Origin of the sequence: Achromobacter sp. (assembly GCF_050285565.1) — a bacterium.
In the GTDB taxonomy this organism is placed as follows: domain Bacteria; phylum Pseudomonadota; class Gammaproteobacteria; order Burkholderiales; family Burkholderiaceae_B; genus Achromobacter.
In genome coordinates, this window is the sequence record NZ_JBLZXG010000007.1 from 404,017 (window position 1) to 421,595 (window position 17,579).

Genomic DNA, 17,579 nt, shown 5'->3' on the forward strand with positions numbered 1-17,579 from the left:
CGGGGCCCGCGAGTGGCGCTACCGCGCCTGGCAGGCCTGCACGCCGCCGGCAATCGCGCGCGCCAGCCGCTGGATGGTCTCCGGCTTGGCAAGACGCGCCTCCTCGTCCGGATTCACGATCACGCCCGCCTCCACCAGCACCGCCGGCATGGTGGCGGTCTTGAGCACCGCCAGCCCGTCGTAGCGGTGCACGCCCAGGCGCCGGTCCAGCAACGGCCGGTTTTCACCGGCGATGGGTTCGGCGTGATACAGCGACGGCTTTTCGCCCGCCGCCAGCAACGCCTCGCCGATCGCCTGGGCGCAGCGCAGGCTGTCCTCGTAGCGCGGATTGCGCTGCGAGACAAACAGGGCGAACCCCGCGAATTCGCGCTGGCGGCCGGCGTCGATGTACTGCTGCTGCATCGAATCGTGGTGGATCGAGAGGAAGAAATCAGCATCGGGCGCGATCCGGGCGCGGCGGCCCAGCGGCACCTCGGCGCCGTCGGCCGATACCCGTGTCACGCGATTCCCAAGCGCCGTCAGGTCGGCCGCCACCGCACCGCTCAGATCCAGGTTGTACAGATACTCCACCCGGCCGCTGGCGCCGGTCGCGCCCGGCTGTTTGGGAGTATGGCCGGTGTCCACCACGACGTGGGCGGCCTGCGCCGCGCCTGCCGCCAGGACCAGCAAGGACGTCGCCATGCGCCGCGCCCACTTGTCCGCTACGTTCCTGCCCACCCGACCCGCCTTGACTGATGACACGGTTGCCTTCGCTCTGTAAGAAATCCGGATAAACGCCCTCGCGGCGACACCGACTGCCGCGGATTCTCGCGCAGCGGGCCGTGATCGGCAATGTCCCCTTGCGGCGCGAAGCAAATGACATAGATGGTTACCGGCTGTTCGTGTTCAGGCCGCTCTCATTTTGGCGCGCTACCATCGAAGTCATGCCCCTCGCATCCGCGGGCGCATCCCGGCTCGCGGCGTCCTTACCCGGAGGTTCCCAGCATGAGCAATCTGAACGGAAAAGTCGCCGTCGTCACCGGCGCCGCCAGCGGCATCGGCAAGGAAATCGCGCTGACCCTGTCGCGCGCGGGCGCCGCGGTCGCCATCGCCGACCTGAACCAGGCCGGCGCCGACGCCGTCGCCCGCGAAATCGAACAGGCCGGCGGCAAGGCCATGGGCGTGGCCATGGACGTCACCAACGAAGACGCCGTCAACCAGGGCATCGACCGCGTCGCCGCCGCCTATGGCAGCATCGACATCCTGATCTCGAACGCCGGCATCCAGATCGTCAACCCGATCGAGAACTTCGCCTTCGCCGACTGGAAGAAGATGCAGGCCATCCACGTCGATGGCGCCTTCCTCACCACCAAGGCCGCGCTCAAGCACATGTACAAGGACGACCGCGGCGGCGTCGTCATCTACATGGGCTCGGTACACTCGCACGAGGCCTCGCCGCTCAAGTCCGCCTACGTCGCCGCCAAGCACGCGCTGCTGGGCCTGGCGCGGGTGCTGGCCAAGGAAGGCGCCAAGCACAACGTGCGCTCGCACGTCATCTGCCCCGGCTTCGTGCGCACCCCGCTGGTCGAAAAGCAGATCCCCGAACAGGCCAAGGAACTGGGCATCAGCGAGGAAGACGTGGTCAAGAAAGTGATGCTGGGCGACACCGTAGACGGCGTCTTCACCACCGTCGAGGACGTGGCGCAGACGGCGCTGTTCCTGTCGACCTTCCCCAGCGCGGCGTTCACTGGGCAATCGTTCGTGGTCAGCCATGGGTGGTACATGCAATAAGGCGCCTGATGCCTCGCGGATCGACAATCGACACGCGCGAAACCTCCTCGCCGCACCGCCGGTGCGGGGGTTTTTCCCTGCCGCGCATCCGCATCCCTCGCCCCTGGCTTAAGATAGGCGCGCTCTTGGCTGCCAATGCCATAACCGGATGCAAGGACGTGCATGGCCTTTGACTATAAAAACGCGTCGCCCGAGGAACTGAAGGCGCGCTACAACGCCATCGCCCAGGAAATGGGCGACGACCAGTTCTTCACCAAGAAGGAACTGAATCACCTGCCCCACGTGCTGCACGACGGCGAGGAAGTGCTCGCCTTCACCAGCGGCATGATGAACAACAACACCTGGCTCATCACCCTGACCGACCGGCGCATCATCTTCCTGGACAAGGGCCTGGTCTACGGTCTGCGCCAGACCGCGATCGACCTGGACAAGGTCAACGCCGTCTCCGGCGAAACCGGCATCATGTTCGGCAGCATCTCCATCCAGGACAGCGCCGGCAGCTACCAGATCCGCAATGTCTGGAAGAAAACCGTCATGCGGTTCACCAACCGCGTGCAGCAGGCCATCGAGGCGCGCAAGGCGCGCTTCATGCAGCAGCCCGCCGCCACCAGGGCCGCCGGACCCGACGACGACATCATCGCCAAGCTGGAGCGGCTGGCCAGCCTGCGCGACCGTGGCGTGCTGACCGAGGCGGAGTTCGCCGAGCAGAAAGCCCGCATCCTGGCGGCCTGAAAGCCATGGAATTCCTGATCGTCATTGCCATCATCGTGGCGCTGATCGTCGGTTATTTCTGCCTGGGCATGCTGCTGAAGTTGCTGTTGCAATGGTGGCTGCCATTGGTCTGCGCGGGACCGCTGCTCATGCTGGCTTTCGGCTTCGGCTGGATCGGCGCCATCGGCGCGGCCGTCGGCGTGCTGCTGCTGATCGGCTTCACTCAGAACTGGCAGGAATCGCCCACCTATCTGGCGCTCGAAGCGAAGATCGACAAGGCGTTCTATTTCGACGACGTCTGATCCTCGCGCGAATGCCGGCGGACAGGCTCTGCGCCGGCGATGATGCCGCCACAACTGACTGCGCCATCGCTGTCGCGATGCGCAGCCAGCCATGCCGCTAGAACTGATAGCGAGTCGTCAGCAGGAAGCTGCGCGGCGTACCGTAGTAATTGCCGCCGTTGTTGCCCTGCATCGACTCGAAATAGCGCTTGTCGAGCAGGTTGTTGACGTTGAACTGGATATCCAGCTGCCGGTTCACCTTGTAGCCGGCCACCAGATCCACCACCGTGAACGGCGACTGCTTGACCACGTAGCCCTCCGCGCTCGTCAACGATTGCGTCGAGGTCTTGCTCTGCGCCCGCACCGCGCCGCCGATCCGCCATTTCTCGTACGCCCCCGGCAGGTGATACATGGCGGCGACTTTCAACTGATGCTGCGGGACATAGCTGGCATAGGGCTGACCCGCGGCGCCGTCGATGCCGCCCGAAGACACCTTGGCGCGCGTGTAGGAGTAACCAATACCCACGTTCAGGCGCGGCAGCAGCTCGCCATTGATGTCGATCTCCACGCCTTCGCTCTTGACCTCGCCCACCGCCCGATAGCAATTGGTGGCGACGAAGCACGACGCGATATCGGTCACCGCCTGCGGCAGATTGGACTGCGTCGTCGAGAACACCGCGATGGCGGCGTTGATGCGCTCGTCCAGATAGCTGCCCTTCAGGCCGATTTCATAGTTGGTGCCGTCCACCGGCTTGAGCACCGTGCCCGACGTGTCCAGGTAATACTGCGGCTTGAAGATGCTGGAATAGCTGGCGTAGACCGAGTGGTTGTCGTTCAGGTCATAGGTCAGCGCGGCGTACGGCGTGAAGTGCCTGTCTTCGCTGAACTTGCGATGGCTGCTCCAGGCGCCTTGAAACTGCTTGTTGTCGAAGTCGAACCAATCCAGCCGCGCGCCCAGGATCATGCTGAGCGGGTCCGCCAGGCGGAAACGGCCGGTGGCGTAGGCCGACGTCAGTGCCGAGCGCTGGTCGCGGCTCCAGAGCGTGTCCTTCACGAAGTCGGAACGGCGAATCGAATCCGGGTTCCACGTGTACGGATTGACGCCGCCCAGCATGTAGTAGCCGGTCGGCGAATCCAGGTAGCTGTAGCCGTCGTCGTGCCACGTATCCTTGCGGTAGCTCGCCCCGAGCGCAATGTCGTGGAAGCGGCCGAACAGCTTGACCGGCCCTTGCGCCGACACGTCGAAACTCTGCTGCTTCTTGTCGTAGTCATAGCGGCCGCCCATCACGTCGTAAAGCATATTGCCCTGCGCGTCATAGCTGCCACTGACGAAATAGGCGCCGTCCAGCGCCGAGGACGCATTGACGGAGCGGGCGGCGGCCTTGACCACCCAGCCGCTGTCGAACTTGTGTTTGAGCTCGGCGAACAGGCTCGATTCCTTCTTGTCCCAATAGCTCCATGAGGGCGAAAACCGCCGTGACCGCCGGATATCCAGCGGCGAACCGTCGGGGGCCGTGGGAACCCCCATCCATTCCGACCCCGGATTGTCCTCGGTGTTGGAATGGCCGCCCAGGCTCAGCGTGGTGCGCGAGGTCAGGTCGATATCGACGACACCGTAGTACAGATGCTTGCGGCTGCTATAGCCATCCGTGAAATACTGCCGCGACTGCTGCGACGTGACGAAGCGCCCCCGGATCGAGCCGCTGTCATTCAACGGGCCGCTCGCATCGAATTCTCCGGAGAAGTTATCCCAGTTGCCCGCGCGCGCGGTGGCGATGAACTGCGCCACGTCGGTCGGCTGCTTGCGCACGAAGTTGATGGCGCCCGACGGATCGCCCATGCCTGTCATCAGGCCGGTCGGCCCCCGGACCACTTCCACATGGTCGTACATGGCCGTCGTGCTGTAGGTGGACGTGTCCGTCTCGTAGGTCACGGGCATCCCGTCCAGCAGGAAGGTATTGATCGTGAACCCGCGGGAAAAATAACGCGAGCGATCGTTGCTCCAGTGGTTCACGGTCACGCCGGTGGTGCTGTTGGCGACGTCATCGATGGTCTGCATCGCGAAGTCGTCCAGCTTCTGGCGAGTCACCACGCTGACGGACTGCGGCGTTTCCTGGATGGTCAGCGGCAGCTTGGTCGCCGTGTTCATCGCGCCGGTGGTGTACGAGCCTGTGCCTTCCGTGAACTCATTACCCTTGCCCACGACCGTGATGCTCTGCATCACCACGCTGGCATCGCCGGCTCCGCGCGACAGGGCGACCCGGTTGCCCGTTCTTTCAAACACCAGGCCGGAGCCCGCCAGCAACGCGCGCAACGCCTCGTCCGGCGTCAGCCGGCCCGACACGGCCGGCGCACGCAGATTGCGCACGGCATCCGGCGAATACGCCAGATCCCACGAGACCCGCGTGGCCAGATCGACCAGCGCGCTTTCCAGCGACTGCGCGGGCATGCTGAGCTGCAGCGCCGCTTCCTGCGCCGCGGCCGGCGACAAGGCCGCCCCCAGCAACAACGACAAGGCCAGCGCACCCAGGCCTTGGGCAGACGCCAACCTGCGCGGCGATGAGTGGAATCCAATGGTTGAACGGTTCACGGAACGAACTTTCCTGATGATTTTTCCTGGGATCGGCGCCGGCGGGCCTGAACGGCCCGCGAACGTGGCGATATGAAGCGGCGCTGATCGACACGCCTATCCCCAGGACGCCGTGGCGCGCCCAATCCCTGATGAAAAATCGCCGGTCATTTGAAACTAAATGAAACGCTTCGCGGACGGCATTTGCCGCACCGGCCAGCGCCTCACGCCGACAACCCGGCGCACGCTGTCGTGCCAGCCAAATCAACGTGCCAGGATCGTCGCGACGCCATTGGCCGCGATCTGCACCCGCACCGGCGCGATCGCGGGCAGGAGATCGAGAAACGCTTGCGGGTCGTCCACGCTGAACACCCCGGAAATATGGATGCGCCCGACGGCCACGTCCGCGACGCGCATGTCCATGCGGCCATAGCGGTTCATCTCGGCCACCGCATCCGCCAACGCCTGGTCGCGGAACACCACCCGGCCCGCATGCCAGGCCAACAGGTCCGACACCGCCACCTTTTCCGACGGCGACAACCCGCCTTGCGCCAGCGTGCGCGTGCCCAGGCCGCCAGTCAGCACCACCTGGCTGCGATTCCACCAGTGGCCGGACTGCACGGCCACGGTGCCCGAATCCACCGCCACCCGCACCATCTCGCCATCGCGGCGCACATTGAAGCGCGTGCCCGTGACGCGCACGGTGGCCGCGCCCATCTCCACGTAGAAAGGCCGCTGCGGATCCGGCGTCACCGTGAAAGTGGCCTCGCCCGCCTGAAGCTCGACAACGCGGCGATCTTCGAACAGGCGCACCGACAACCGCGTAGCGGTGTTCAGATCCACCACGGAGGCGTCCGGCAGCGATGCCTGCATACGCTGGCCCGGTTGCGTCGCGTACTGCTGGCTGAACACCGGCGTCCCCATGAACCACTGCGGCAGCGCCACGCCGGCAACGACCACGGCACACGCCAGTACCAGGCCAACCACCCAAGGCTTGCGTAACCGGGACCGGCGCACGGACGGCGGCACCGGTTCGGCCGCCAGCGCCCGCAACCTGGCCGGATCCACCAACGCAAACCCATTCCAGAGGCCGCAGGCCCGTTGGTATTCCCGCTCATGCGCCGGGTCCGCCTGCCGCCAGGCCTCGAAGCGCTGTTGCTGCGCGGCATCCATCCGCCCCGAACGAACGCGCGCGAACCAGTACGCGGCGGCATCGCGCGGGTCACGCAGGGTGTCGGGGTAGGGGGATTCAGTCATCGCGCGGCGGGTCAATCCGGGCAGAAACGTTCGAGCTGTTCGCGCATTTCACGGGTGGCGTCCATGATATAGCGTTCAACCGTATTGAGCGCCAGGCCCATGCGCTGCGCGATTTCCGGCTGCGAATAGCCTTCCAGCCTGTGCCACACATAGGCCTGCCGCTTCTTCAGCGGCAGGCTCGCCAGCGCCTGTTCCAGCGCCTCGGCCAACTGCCGCGCGCGCACGCCCGCTTCGGGATCCTGCAGCAGTGGATGGTCTTCGGCCGCCAGCATCTCCAGCGAAGTCTGCGGATGCCGCTCCTGCCGCCGGATCTCGCTGATCAGCCGATTCTGCGTCGCCCGGTACAGATAGGACTTGGGTGCAACCGCCGCCACATTACCATCGCTCAAAAGATGCACCATCACGTCCTGCGCCGCATCCTCGGCGTCGCAAGGACGCGAATTGCGCTTGGCCCACGAGCCCACCAGCTCGCCGTAATAGGCGAGCCAACCTTTCAGGGGGTTGGTGGGGCGAGGCATGGGGCCGAACGTCGCGTCAAGGCAAAAAGGACGGCCATATTAACAATGATTCTCAATTAATGAATACCCTGGGCGCTGCCAGCGCCGCGCCACGCTCCCCGCGCGCCAGTCTTGATACCCTTGGGGCCACCACCACGGCGCGCCCTGGCGCACCGTTCGACCCTGCCTTGAGGAATGCCATGCCTTTCAGCACCGACGCCTGGGCGCGCAACGCCGCGCTGTACGAGAAAACGCGCACCATGCCATTCAACCAGGAACTGGCCAACGGCCAGCTCAGCGAACAGGCGTTCCGCCACTACATGATTCAGGACGCGCACTACCTGCTGGCCTTCGGCCGCGCCCTGGCGGTCGCCGCCGCCAAGGCCGACCACGCCGACGGCGTGGTGCAGTTCGCCGACGCCGCCAAGAACGCCGTAGTGGTCGAGCGCAGCCTGCATGAAGGCTTCATGAAGCAGTTCGGCATCGACGCCGAGACGTTCGCCCGCACGCCGCTGTCGCCCGCCAGTCATCACTACACCAGCTTCCTCATCGCCACGGCCTGGAGCGCGCCGTATCCGGTGGCGCTGGCCGCGCTGCTGCCGTGCTTCTGGATCTATGCCGAGATCGGGCGCGACATCCACTCGCGGGCGACGCGTCCGAATCCGTATGGGGCCTGGATCGATACGTATGCCGGGGATGAATTCCACGCGCTGGTGCGTGAAGTGATTGCGTCGGTGGATCAGGCGGCCGAGAAGGCGTCGGCGCAGACGCGGGATGAGATGCACCGGGCGTACACGCATGCGGCGCAGCTGGAGTGGATGTTCTGGGATTCGGCGTATCGGTTGGGGGAATGGCCGGTGTAAACGCGAGGTGGCGCCTGCCTCGCGGCAGGCGCCCGGGGAGGCTACCCCTTACAAATGGCGCTTGAAGGCGATGACCGCCGCGCCGACCGCGGTAGAGGCTTGCGAATAGGCGGTTCCCGTGCCCATTTCCCTCTCCGCCAGGGCCAGCCTCCTAGCTAGCAGCAATTGTCCTTGCCGATGGTGTCTGCGTCAATCTGCTCCTTGCGGCTGATGGCGGCGCGGAACTTCAGTTTCCACTCGGCGTGTTTTTGGATCGATTCGTCCAGGTTCATGCTTGGCTCCTTCAACTGGGGCGACAACGATTGATTTGCCCCTTGTAAAAAGCCTAGAGAATCGAGATTGGTCGCGCTTTGTCGAGCGTCATGAGCCGCCTTATCTTCGGCGAGAAGGGGGATGCATTGAGCGGGCGCAAGGTAATTGAGGATGGGAGGCGATATCAGACTTTTCCCATGACGATTCACTGAGGCCCTGGCCTTGAAACCCGCGGGTAGGATGAACAGCAATCGTGTCTCCCCCATGATCTTTCTGTGATAAAGGCTCTAGCACGCGTTCACCTTGACTCATGCAGTAACTGGAGATTATTTCAGAACTCTTCGCATCTCTCGCCTACTGGTCCTTAAAGGCTTGCGTTCTATTTAGCGAGCACAACATTTAATATTCTTCCATCCCTGGAAAGTCCAAATTACAGTCGTAAGTCCTTATTTTTCGCATTACCGTTCTTCGCTTCCGAAATTCGGCCAACTCCACCGTAGGCGGCGCGGCACTCCATTCAACTGCGCAAGAGCCACCACCTGCAATGCAAATCGGGCTCTAGAGTAATTAGCGCCTCCGAACTTACATCATTGAGATCGAAAGAAACATGGAGCCCGACGCCCGATTGATCACGTCGAACCTGAACCATTTTAACTTTCTCCGACGAAAGCGTGACTACACTCTTGCCACCGCATCGAAAAATTACCTGAAATGACTCGGCCACCCCGCTAAATGAAATATCGAGTTCTTGAAGGCCGTCACTCGATTGCTTAACGTACCTACAATAGGCGAGACTAGGATCCTCTTCTATAGGCTCGAGGCCAAAGGTCTCCAAGAAATCGAATGCGCTAGGAAAGTTCATATTAAATGCCTTTAGTTAAACGGGATAACCGTACTGAGCCGGCGCGTACCATCCTCAAGCACTTGAAATGTGCTTTCGAACTTTGTCGCACTCCCGGAGGGCCCTATAAAAAACGACTCTCGCACCTCAAAATTTCCATATTGATTTGAAAATGTGCGCGACACATTCCCCTCTGATTTCACTGACTGTGCCAAATGTTCGGAGAGCATTTGCCTACCCGCGGCGGTATCCGGAATGCCCAGCCGCTTCATTTCAAGTGCTAGCTGATTGGAACGAGCCGCATTATGCGCATTACTTGAAACTCGGCCAAATAGGTAATCGAATTTTCCCGGCGCAATCTCAATTCCATTTGCTACTGCGGCTCCGGCTCTCCCTCCGACTTTACCAACATCAACCGCCTTCCCCACATCAGCGAAAACATGCAGCGCCTGTCCCCCCTTCTTCAGCATCCCCCCAACAACAGGCACCAACCCCAACGAAGAGAAGAACCTGTTCGCTTCTTCACCCGTCGCCGTCCTTCCTGTCACCAGTTCATACAACGCACTCGCATTTGAAACCCCCGGAGCAAGATCCAGCACTGCCTGAGCAAGCGTATCCGCCTTCTCTTTTGTCAATTGCGGGTAATGGCTGAGCATCAGCGCCACATCGTAGGCCGACGCCATCCGGTCTGCTCGATCAAACCCCTCCTGAAAGCAGCTAGCCTCGGTACCGCACGTTCTCAACAGATCGTTAGTCAGTTCGGCTTTCAGCCGCCCAACCTTATCGCGGTTCATGTAGCGGCTGTTGTTCTCCAGTTCTATACGTGCCGCGACTTGGGCGGCACTGACCGCATTCGGATCGATGGCCGCGGCAATGCCGGCAACAATGCTGGTTATCAGATTGACGCGGGTCTGCTGATCCTCCGCAGATAGATTCTTACCACCATCTCCCTCCAGGTTTTCCAGCAGTTTGCTCAGCACCACGCCTGATAGCGCGCCCACACCACCCGCTCCGCAGGAGGCTCCTTGAGCAGCAGCTCCCGCGCAGCCAAGCACGGCATGCAACGCCGCATGCCCAGCCGAGCCTTCGCCACCTAGTTCCCGGCTCAACTCTTTGATCTGCGCAGCGCCCAGCGTCTGCAGGTAATTTACGGCGGCCGCCTGAACGAACTGACCTGTGCCTCCCATTACGTTGCCACTTGCCGCACCCAGGATGATGGTGCCCCACTGGCTGTACGTTCCTCTAGCCCCCCATTTACCTTCCAGATCTGCATACTCTTTCGCGGCTTGGATGCGCTCGGCATAAGACAAGCGCGGGTCTTCAGAGCGCTGCTTGGCGTCCTGGATTTCCTTAGCCCGATTCGTCAAGAACTGCCCCAACTGCCGGCTGGCCTCCGACGCAATCTCAAACCCCGCCTCGATCTTCTCCTTGTCAAAGATCGGCTTCAGCGCGTTCAACGTATCCGACGTATCCCGATTCAGCGCCGCAATCGTCTCCGCCGCAGTCTTGCCTGTCAGCGCCCGCTGTCTTTCTTCCTCGCGGATGATGATGGTGCCGCCACTGATGGCGCTTTGGGTCGTGGAACTGCTATTGCCGCCGGCCGCAACCACCGTCGGTAGATTGGCGGAAAAGCCCCCACTCGACGCCAAGGAAGTGCCTGCGTCCTTGCTCGCGCCGCCGGCCACCTGGTTGCCCTTGGTGGTGCCCAGACCCGCCGAACCTTCTTTCGAGGCCCCGCCGCCAAACCCGAAGCCACCGCCTACCGCAATCTGATTGGCGCTGTAGCTGGCGGAGTTCTTGATGTCCTGCGTGACCAGGGTGCCCGTGCTGAGCTTGTTCAAGCCCTCCGCTACAGCCTTGTCACTGCTGACGATGACGCTGCCGATCAAGGTCGTGTTGTTCTTGACGTCGATCAGGAACCCGCCGTCGCCCGCCCACAAGCCCGTCTGTTCAGTGACAGACTTGAAATTGCTGTTCATCTTGCCGGTGCCGAAGTTGCCGGAAACCGAACTCTGGCCATAGCAGTAGGGCGGGACGCATACCGTAAGATTCACGCCGCCGCTAGTTTGCTTGGAGGTATAAGTACTGGTGTCTTGCAAGCTCTCCAGCAACAAGTTGCCGCCAACCGAAGCCAAAATCTGCTCGGCTTTGCCTGACGCGCCCCTGAGCGTCGTATCACCACCTGATTGCAGGGCAAGCACGTTGCCCGCAGTGACGAAGCTGTTGGTCCAGCTCTGATCCCGACCATTCTCGTTGCCACGGGAGACGGATGCGCCCAACTCCAGCGTCCACCCATTGGAGGTACCGGTGCTGTATCCGATACCGATATTGAACCCGCTGCTCTTGCTGTCCGTCTTCTGCTCGAAGACATTCCTGGCTGCCTGCAGCAGGATACCCCCATCGGCCTTCAGCACCGCATTGTTGCCGGCGGACAGGTTGGAGCCGGAAACCGTAATATCCGACGCGCTGCCGGCCCCCTTGGCGACAATCGTCAGATCATTGCCCGCGGCGATGTTCGAGCCCACGGATGTGGAGGAACTTCGATCAGTGGTGCTGCTGCTTTTGCTGCTGCCAAAACTGACTTTGATGCTACCGCCGCCCGCCTTATCGATAGCGGTGGCGTTTTCAATAGCGCCGGCCGCCTTCACCGCATCGTAGGCGTTGCTGGCCGCAAGCGCCGTGGTCGCGCCGGCCAGACCCGCCATGACGGCGTTGCCCGACTTGCCTGAAGCCTCAGCCATACGTGCACCAGTCTGCATGGCACTGACAACCGGCGTGCTTGCCGTAATGGTGAATCCAGACTGCTTGACCTCATGCACCTCACGTTGACGCATAGTGTCGAAGCCGCCCACGATGCTGACGTCTCGGCCAATCATGGTGATGTCGCCTTGACGCGCCAACACATCGCTACCCAGCACATTCAGCGAGCCGCCCGCATTGATCAGGACGTCACCCGTTACGCTGCCAATGGTGCTGCCGGTATTGAGCCCCCGCTTGGTATCTACCCAATCCGTCGTCTGGCGCGAGCCATAGCTGATGCCACCCAGCGCGCCAAAACCCGACTTCTTGATCTTCTCGTACTGGTAGTCGTTGGCCGTGTTCTGCTCCGCGACGATGTTGACGTTGCGGTCGGCCGACATGACCAGGTCTTTCTGCGCGGCCACGTTGGAGCCAACCACGTTAAGGTCTCGTCCTGCCATCAGCACGGCGCTATCACCGGTAAAGGTGGAAGACACCGCCTGTGTCCAAGACGCCTCCTTGATTCGATGCGTCGTCTTGCTGGACCAGAACCCCTTCGTCTTGTAGTAAATCTCGTTATACGTATACCCGCTAGAATCCCCCGCCAGCACATTGATATCGCGCCCCGCCCCCACCGCCAACTGCTTGTCGGAAGACACTTGCGCGGCAATGGCATTGATGTCCTGCGCGGCCATCAACGTCAGGTTTCCGGCGGCGGCAATACGGGTGCCGACATCTTCGGTGGTGCGCATCTCCGACCGGTTCTTCTTGCCGAAGTTGAACGACTCCCCATAACTCGTGCCGGCGGCGGTCAGGTTGATGTCGTTGCCGGCGCGGATGCTGGCGTCGCCGGTGGCGGCGATGGCCGCCGCCTGCGCGTTGACGTCGCGGCCCGCCTGCACGTTCAACGTACCAGCATCGACGCGCGCCACCCCATCAATGATGGTGTTGCTGATTCCGCCGCGAACATTCGATTGCGTGCTGGAAGTCAGGTTGACATCGCGGCCCGCCGTCAGCGCGACCGCATCCCCCTTGAGCAACCCCGCCAGATTATCGATGTCATTGCGCGCATTCAGGTTGACGGTCTTGCCCTGGATCGTGCCCACGGTGTTGCGCACGTTCTGCGCATCGACCACCAACGCGTTGCGCGCACCGATGGTGCCGCTGTTGACCACGTCGCCCGTCGTGCTGATCTGCGTGTCGCGTCCTGCAATCAGCGTGCCATCGCCGCGCAGGTCGCCCGGCTTGACGGCCAGGTAGACCTGCGGCGCCAGCACCTTTTGCTGCGTGCCGTCGGGCAGCGTGACGGTCTGCTCCACCATCCAGACGATATCGCTGGTCAGGTGGCGCATCTGCTCTTCGGTCAGCGCGGTGCCCAGCGCCAAGCCGTATTTTTCGGCGAAGTCTGCGCCGGCGGAAAGCAGTGCCTTGTACTGGGTTTCGTTGTCGGTGTAGTCGCCGACGAAGCGCTGGCCAGTCGCCAGCATGACCTGTTCGGCGACCAGCTTCTGCTCGTAGAAGCCATCGCCCAGGCGCTTGAGGATGTGGCTAGGGTCCTGGTTCAGCTTCTCCAGCAGGAAATCGCTGGACACCACGGTGCGCGAGCCGATGAACTGGCTGTCGGTGGCGATCAGGTAAGGCGCGCTGGGCGCCGTGACGACCTGGTACAGCTTGCTGGTCGGAAGGGTCGGCGGCAGCACGACGACGGCAATGGTCTGGTTGCCGGGCAGCGTGATACGCGTCAGCGTTGCCGGCGGCAACGCCTGGACGACGGTGCTGGCGCCCGGCGTCTGGCCAGACGGCGCGACCGCGGCGCCGCCCTTCGCGTCGCCCAGGCCGGTCTCGATGCGTTCGGCCAGTACGGTGGCGTTGTAGTCGGAACGGTTGTACTTTCGGGAGTCGTTCTTCTCGTAGGTGTAGGCCATGGTGCCGACACGGTCGACCGTGCGCAGCCCCTCGGCGCCGACGTTGCTCAGCGTGCCACCCTCGGTTTTCAAGGTGCCGCCGGCGAGAATGCGGCTCTTGTCGTTGACGATGTTGCCGGCAAGCCGGGCGTTGCCGCCGACGATGATCTTGCCCGGATCGCTCTCTGTGATGCGAGTCTCGCGCGTGATCTGGGTCACCTCGTAGAAGGTGAAATCCTTGATCATGCGGTTGTTGCGGAAGTCGGCGTTGAAGTCCTTGATCTTCTCGTTCAGCGTGTCGTACAGCACCAGGTCGTGGTCGTACTGGGCCTGCTGCTGGGCCAGATCCGCGGGGCAGCGCCAGCCGCAGTCGTCGGGCGATGGCGGCCGCCGGATACCGCTGGGGCGCTCGACCTCGAAGACCGACCAGATCTTGGCGTCGGGCTTGTACAGGAACTGAGGAGGATTGGTGTAGCACTCGCCCGCATCTCCGCCACTGCAACCGGAATACTCGGGGATATACGCCAGGCCGATCGGCGCGCTGACACCCGCGCGCCCCTGCTGGTCTTCCTGGATGTTGCTGTAGTCGAACGGCGGCCCGTACTGGCTTTCCGGATAACGCGCCGACGGCATCAACAGGCGCCGCTCGTCGTACTGGCCCATCCAGCTCGGGTCGCGGCCGCAGATGGATTTGACGGTGTTGCAGAACCACATGCCTTCGCCGTCGACGATGTCGGTGGTGCCGTCCAGGCGATAGAACCACTTGGCTTCGCGGCTGACCTCGACGCTTTCACTGGCGAAGTGCAGGTTGCGGTTCTGGATGCTGGCCGCGGCGATGTCGGCATTGCGCTCGACTTCGATGGTGGCCGATTCGTTGGACAGCAGCGCGGCCTGTCCGGTCGCCTTGCCGCCGGCGTCCAGCGTGCCGCCGATCCGCAGATCTCCCGCCGCGTAGATCAGCGCATGTTCGCGGTTGGTCAGCGTGCCCACGCCCAGGTCCATGTCGCCGCGCGAGGCGATGACGGCGTTGGGCTCGTTCTGCAGCAGCGGCGTCTTGATACCGATGCGATCGCCGTAGATGCGGCCGGTGTTGAGAAGATTGCCGGCATTGATGCGGGTGTAGCCGCCGTCGATCAGGCCCGCGTTGGCCAGCAGGCCGCCGATGACCAGCTCGTTGTTGCGTACCGCGATCAGTTCGCCGCTGGCGCGATTGGTCAGCGTATCGGCGGTGATCTTCAGGTCCTGGCCCGAATGGATCTTGCCATCGTTGTCGAGGTTGCCGGTGACCAGTTCCAGCGAAGTGCCGGCGGTCAGGGCGCCGCCCGTGTTGGCCAGGCTGCCGAACGCGAGCTTGGCGTTGGCGTCGGACGACACGTTGCCGCGCGCGTTGTCGAGCGCGCCCGTGGTCACGCCGAGGTCCTGGCCGGCGCCGATGCGGCCGTCCTGGTTGTCGATGGAACCGGCGTTCAGCGTGACCTGCTTGCCCATCAGGCCGAGGGCGCCGGCGACGCCATTGGCGAAGGTATCGCGATTGCTCAGGCTGCCGGCGTTGAGGATCAGCGCGTTGTCGGCCTGGATCAGGCCGGCGTTGTTATCCAGCAGGCCCTGCGTCTTGAGCGTGAGGCCACTGGCGGCGACGATGCCGCGACGGTTGACGAGGCGCTGCGCGTCCAGCGAGGCCAGGCCTTGGGCGGCGATGGTGCCGCCGGTGTTGTCGATCGCGCCGGGGGTGGTGACATCCAGCGCGCCGCCGCTGGCGATCTTGCCGTCGGTGTTGGCGAGGCTGGCCGCCTTGAGGTCGGCCGTGCCGCCATACAGGCCGCCGCCCTCGTTCTGCAAGGCGCCGCTATTGGTGACGGCGAGCTTGCCGTCGGCTTGGGCGATGCCGCCGCGGTTGTCGAGGCTGGCCGACTGAAGGTCGGCGCTGCCGCCGAGCAGCTTGCCGCCACGGTTGTCGATCGCGCCGGCCGTCTCGACGCGCAAGGCGTCGTTGGCCTGCACCGAGCCGCCCTGGTTGTCGATGCCGTCGGCGCCGCGCAGCGCCACGCTCTGGCCCGAGACCACGCCGCCCGCCGCGTTGACCACGGACCGGCCGCGCAGGTCCACCGCGCCGGCGCCGGCCAGCGTGCCGCCGGTGTTGTCGATGGCGCCCGTCACCTGGCCGACGAGCGCCACGCCGCCGGTGAGTTTGCCGCCCGTGTTGTCCAGGCTGCCCGCGCGCAGCGCCACCGAGCCGCCATATACCGAGCCGTCGCGATTAGTGACGGCGCCCGTGGCGTCCACGCTCAAGGCGCCGCCGGCGACGAACTTGCCGCCCGACAGGCCCAACGCCTTCGCGGTGATGGTCGCATCGCCGCCAGCCACCAAGGTGCCGGGATTGAGCAACTGGTCCACCTGCGCGCTCAATGCGCCGAGCGGACTGATCGAGCCGTCGGCCTGCAGGCCGACCGTGAGGCCGCCGCGATTCTCGAACTGGCGCGCCACGATGCTGACAGTGGCGGCCGAGGACATGGCGTTGTTGTTGGCGACGTTGCCGGCGGCGTTCAAGCCGAGCGCGCCGCCCGCGGCGACCGTGCCGTCGTTGACGATGTCGCGCGCGCTTTGCACCGTCAGGCCGGTGGCGGCCTGCAGGCGGCCCGAGGGCAGGATCCTGACGTCACCGTTGGCGTTGACCGTCAGCGTGCCGGTCAACGCCGCCAGGTTGCCGCCGATGTTCACGCCCACCCCGGCTTCCGTGCCGATCAGGCGGATGCTGTTGGCGTACATGCCGCCCAGCGCGGCCACATCCAGCGCCACGCCGGTGCCGGCCCCGGCGCCGGTCAGCGCCGAGACGTCGATGCCGTCATAGCCCACGCGGGCCGCGCCCGCCACCACGTTGAGGTTGTTGGCCCAGACCTGTGCATTCAGTTCCAGCGTGCGCGCCATCAGGTCGAGCTGGCTGAGGTTGGCGCCGTACAGGCCGGCGCCTTCGATGCCCAGGCGGCCGCCGGTGATGTCAAAGCCCAGCGCGCCATCGGGCCCGATGACCGGCTTGCCGGTGGTGAGCGTGGCGCGGTTGGCGTTGAGGAAGCCGCAACCGTTGCAGGTGATGCCAGCCGGGTTGGCGACGATGACGTTGGCGCGGTTGCCGGCCACTTCCAGCATGCCCATCAGCTGCGACGGATTGGGCGCCGTCACCTGGTTCAGGATGGTGGTGGCGCGCTGGTTGCCCAGCATCGGATTGCCCGCCACCTGCCCGGCCACCTGCGTCTGGCTGGCCGCGCCGCTGTTGTTCAGCACCACGCCCGAGGGGCCGACGTTGAACTGGGTGAAGCGGTTGTTCGACACCCCGCCGGCCGACGGCGGCGCGATGTTGACCACCGGCACGCCGTTGGTCACGCCCACCACGGGCTTCTGGCCCGACACGTTCTTGTCGACGGAGATGGGCAGAGTCTGCGCCAGCACGGGCGTCCAGATCTGCGTGGTCAGCACCAACCAGACAACTGCGGAGCGAAGCTTGGACATGGCGAGGCAACTCTCGGTAAGCGTGAAGCAACGTATCGGACGGCGGACGGGACTCACAGGCCCCGTCCGGCCTAGAACTCGAACATCAGCGTGGCGGCGAAGACCGTGCTCTGGGTCTTCAGGTTTTCGGGCTTTTTCAGCGGCCAGCCGGCCGACAGGTCGTAGCTGGCGTTGACGTACGGCATGGCGATGCGCCCACGCAGGCCGGCCACCGCGCCCACCAGGGTGCGGCTGGCCAGGTATTGCGCCGCCGGGCCGCCGACGCGGCCCGCATCCAGGCCCGCGTATAGCTGCTGGCCCAGGTTGCCCAGGTTCAGCGACAGGTCATTGCGCAGGGTCCAGCCGTCTTCCGCAGCCAGGGTCATCTGGCCGTCGAAGCCGCGCACGGCGT

General features: G+C 63.9%; 10 protein-coding genes. 4 read left to right on the plus strand and 6 right to left on the minus strand.

The features are described 5' to 3' along the window. Positions 1-18: 18 nt before the first annotated feature. The gene (locus ACN6O8_RS17505) at positions 19-681 is read right to left on the minus strand and encodes an N-acetylmuramoyl-L-alanine amidase family protein (RefSeq protein WP_427992278.1); all 663 of its coding nucleotides are present in this window, start codon (positions 679-681) and stop codon (positions 19-21) included. 303 nt (positions 682-984) lie between these two features. Here ACN6O8_RS17505 and ACN6O8_RS17510 point away from each other — a divergent pair, with 303 nt between their 5' ends. The 3 genes from ACN6O8_RS17510 (at position 985) to ACN6O8_RS17520 (ending at position 2,783) form a co-directional block, all read left to right on the plus strand. Beyond that, positions 985-1,770, plus strand: coding sequence for a 3-hydroxybutyrate dehydrogenase (locus tag ACN6O8_RS17510; protein ID WP_020925942.1), 786 nt, complete (start codon positions 985-987; stop codon positions 1,768-1,770). Between the two features lie 162 nt (positions 1,771-1,932). After that, entirely contained in the window at positions 1,933-2,502 is a 570-nt protein-coding gene (locus tag ACN6O8_RS17515) for a PH domain-containing protein (RefSeq protein WP_427992279.1), read from the plus strand. Positions 2,503-2,507: 5 nt separating this feature from the next. Then, positions 2,508-2,783 (plus strand): hypothetical protein, encoded by a 276-nt coding sequence (locus ACN6O8_RS17520; RefSeq protein WP_427992280.1) that lies wholly within the window; start codon positions 2,508-2,510, stop codon positions 2,781-2,783. A gap of 97 nt (positions 2,784-2,880) precedes the next feature. On the opposite strand, the gene ACN6O8_RS17525 is transcribed toward ACN6O8_RS17520, so the two are convergent. The 3 genes from ACN6O8_RS17525 to ACN6O8_RS17535 all read right to left on the minus strand — a co-directional run bounded on the left by ACN6O8_RS17525 (position 2,881) and on the right by ACN6O8_RS17535 (position 7,106). Next, entirely contained in the window at positions 2,881-5,310 is a 2,430-nt protein-coding gene (locus ACN6O8_RS17525) for a TonB-dependent siderophore receptor (protein ID WP_427992281.1), read from the minus strand. 285 nt (positions 5,311-5,595) lie between these two features. After that, complete coding sequence (locus tag ACN6O8_RS17530; protein ID WP_427992282.1) at positions 5,596-6,588, minus strand: FecR family protein; 993 nt, start codon at positions 6,586-6,588, stop codon at positions 5,596-5,598. 11 nt (positions 6,589-6,599) lie between these two features. Next, a complete protein-coding gene (locus tag ACN6O8_RS17535; protein ID WP_427992283.1) occupies positions 6,600-7,106 on the minus strand; it encodes an RNA polymerase sigma factor in 507 nt (168 codons plus the stop codon). A gap of 179 nt (positions 7,107-7,285) precedes the next feature. On the opposite strand from ACN6O8_RS17535, the gene tenA reads away from it, so the two are divergent. Further along, positions 7,286-7,948, plus strand: a complete 663-nt coding sequence (gene tenA / locus ACN6O8_RS17540) for a thiaminase II (RefSeq protein WP_427992284.1) — start codon at positions 7,286-7,288, stop codon at positions 7,946-7,948. Positions 7,949-9,073: 1,125 nt separating this feature from the next. On the opposite strand, the gene ACN6O8_RS17545 is transcribed toward tenA, so the two are convergent. After that, positions 9,074-17,188 carry a hemagglutinin repeat-containing protein gene (locus ACN6O8_RS17545; protein ID WP_427992285.1) on the minus strand — a complete coding sequence of 2,705 codons (8,115 nt, stop codon included), beginning with the start codon at positions 17,186-17,188 and terminating at the stop codon, positions 9,074-9,076. A gap of 71 nt (positions 17,189-17,259) precedes the next feature. After that, positions 17,260-17,579: ShlB/FhaC/HecB family hemolysin secretion/activation protein (locus ACN6O8_RS17550; protein ID WP_427992286.1), on the minus strand; the 320-nt coding region annotated here is incomplete at its 5' end.